Origin of the sequence: Mycobacterium sp., from assembly GCF_050701675.1 — a bacterium.
GTDB lineage: Bacteria > Actinomycetota > Actinomycetes > Mycobacteriales > Mycobacteriaceae > Mycobacterium.
The window spans coordinates 1-2,466 of record NZ_JBOGDD010000602.1 but is presented as its reverse complement, the minus strand read 5'-3'; the positions used below and the strand labels follow the sequence as shown (position 1 = coordinate 2,466).

General features: G+C 63.9%; 2 protein-coding genes. Both read right to left on the bottom strand.

Annotation, left to right across the window (positions count from 1 at the left end):
- Window positions 1-74: 74 nt before the first annotated feature.
- Complete coding sequence (locus tag ACRDUX_RS18545; protein ID WP_526415484.1) at window positions 75-1,298, bottom strand: MFS transporter; 1,224 nt, start codon at window positions 1,296-1,298, stop codon at window positions 75-77.
- A 50-nt stretch (window positions 1,299-1,348) separates the two neighbouring features.
- Window positions 1,349-1,993, bottom strand: coding sequence for a GntR family transcriptional regulator (locus ACRDUX_RS18540; protein ID WP_526415483.1), 645 nt, complete (start codon window positions 1,991-1,993; stop codon window positions 1,349-1,351).
- Window positions 1,994-2,466 lie beyond the last annotated feature (473 nt).

The following is a 2,466-nucleotide window of genomic DNA, read 5'->3' as shown; positions in this document are numbered from 1 at the left end:
ATAGTGCGCTGCCCGCCTGAGACTGAACTGAGATTACGTTCTGTGCAGACCAAGACTTTCGGCTACCGGGCGGATCAATCCACCGAGACCGGCACCGGACGTTGCCTCCCCAACTCCACTGGCAGGTGACGGTGGGTGTGCACCCGGACGAAGACACCGCACAGAGTCGCAAGGACACCGCCTACCCCGAAGATCACGGGATAGGTGGCGATCCCGGGCCACCGTTCGGTCAGCGACGACAGCAGTGCAGGGATGGCAAAGCCCAAATAGGTGAGCGAATAGAAGACTGCCGTCAGTCCCGCCAAACCCTCGGGGCCCGCAATGCGTTGCACTTCAAGCAGTCCGGCGACGAGTGCCATCCCGTAACCGCATCCCAGCACCACCGCGGCGATCAGCGCGGACGCGACCGTCAGCACGGACGCCGCCCATGCCGCAAGGAACATTCCGACGGCGAGGATGGCCAGTGCCACGATGGCACCGCGTGCACCGAGTGGGGTGTCGATCCTTCTGGCCAGGGACTGGATCACGAAGCCTGCCCCGAGTGCGGTGACCGACATCAGCGCCGAGAACGCAATCGGGTGGTGCCCGCTCTCGTCGGCCATCAACGATGGCAGGACCGCGTAAGCGACACTCGCAGAACCGAACACCCATGGTGCCAACGGGACCACGATGAACAAGAAGCGCCGGTGCGACGCCGTCGGAATCTTGAGATCGTCGATCAGTCGACTCCTCTCGCCAACGGGAACTGCAGGCTGGGTCTCGGGCACCGCCAGCATGGCCGCCCCCGCGGCAACGCAGATGGACACGTGCACCAGATAGGCCAGGTGCGCCGGCCACGGCGCCCACTGCGCGAGCGCTCCTGCCACGCCTGCACCCAGTGCGAAGCCCGCGGTCAAACTCATGGCCGCGCGTCGGGCGCCGGTGCCCGGCGAGGACGCCGGATCCTGGGCCGACAGTTCCTTGACCCAACTTCCGCCGACGGCCATGCCGATCCCCAATGAGACTCCGGTGAAGACCCGGCCGGCAAGGAGCAGTGCCGAGGAGTCGGCGCCAAGGGCGATGAGTATCGATCCGACGGCGGCGATCGCGGTTGCAGGAAGCATCACGGGGCGCCTGCCCATGTGGTCCGACAACGGGCCGCCGATCAGCAGGGCAGGCACGATGCCGATCACGTAGGCAAACAGGAACGTGTAGACCGTGAAGGCGGAGAAACCGTGCTGCAGGCGATACATCACCAGCAGTGGGGTGAATTCGTTACCACCCCACGCGACCGCGAACATGCCCGCGGCGACCAACATCCATCGGCGCTGCGCCCAGAATCCCGAATCACTTTGCGTCACATACGCGTTCACAAGACAGCGCCCACGATCCAGCCGTGGACGCGTCGCATATGGCGGTCCACCGCGATCTCGAACCCGCCGACGTCGCCGGTTTGAATCAGACTGATGAGCCGATCGTGGTCTTCGATGATGCCTGCGATCTGACCCGGATCTCGCGCAAGGGAGTGGGTGGTCATGCGCCTCTGCCGCTCGCGAAGCCCACAGTAGAAGGTGTCCAGCAAGGGATTTCCCCCCGCGTTGACGATCGATTGATGAAAGTCGGCGTCGACGGCACTGAACTCCGTAGCGGTGCCGCTGGCCGCTATCTCCCGTTGCAGGGTGAGATTCCGGTTCAGTGCGAGTGCCAACTCGGCGCGGGCCTGCGCCGTCATGGCCCTCACGCTGCCCGTCTCGATCATTCGGCGCGCCGACACGACGTTCTCAGCCTCATCGGCGGCGATGGGAACGACCAGCGCACCTCGCTTCGGATACAGCCGCATCCATCCCTCGGCCTGCAGTCGCAGAAACGCCTCGCGGACCGGAGTACGGCTGACCCCCATCCTGGTCGCGATGTCGCCCTCGCTGATGAGCTCACCACCGGGCAGTTCGCCGCTCACGATGAGCTCCTTGACCGTCACATAGGCCTCATCCGAGGCAGAGGGCGCGCTAGACACACCATGGATACTAGTTGTATCTATGGTGACTACGGCACGAGTGTCATCGAGAACACACACATCGCGGCCTACGCGGTGCCACTCGGCTCGAGTCGCGGATGGAGCATCCCCTGCGTCGTTCGCGCTCATCTCCGCCACGCGCCGTTCGGCCTCAACGACCGGTCGGCGGGGCCGGCACGAGGTTTGCCAACCGGCTCGCGATGTGAGGTGTGGCTACTTTGTCACTGGGTACGCGAAGGCGATAGCGCCCGCCCCGCCGCGCCATTCAGACGTCATCTTCGTCGTGAACGACGATACCCTTGCCTCCCGTGACGGTTCTGGCAGTTACAGCAATGCCATTGCATACCAATCTGACTCGTCAACCTCTACGTTGAGTCCAATCGTCTCCCGAGAGATAACAAAGTCCTTGGACGTCAGCAGGTCCTTACCAAACCGGATGGCGCACTGCACGTCAGCCAGCAAAGAAATTTTGG

What these genes read in the sequence shown, in the direction of transcription:
- ACRDUX_RS18545 (WP_526415484.1), bottom strand. Translation starts at nt 1,298, where the DNA reads ATGTTGGTCGCCGCGGGCATGTTCGCGGTCGCGTGGGGTGGTAACGAA.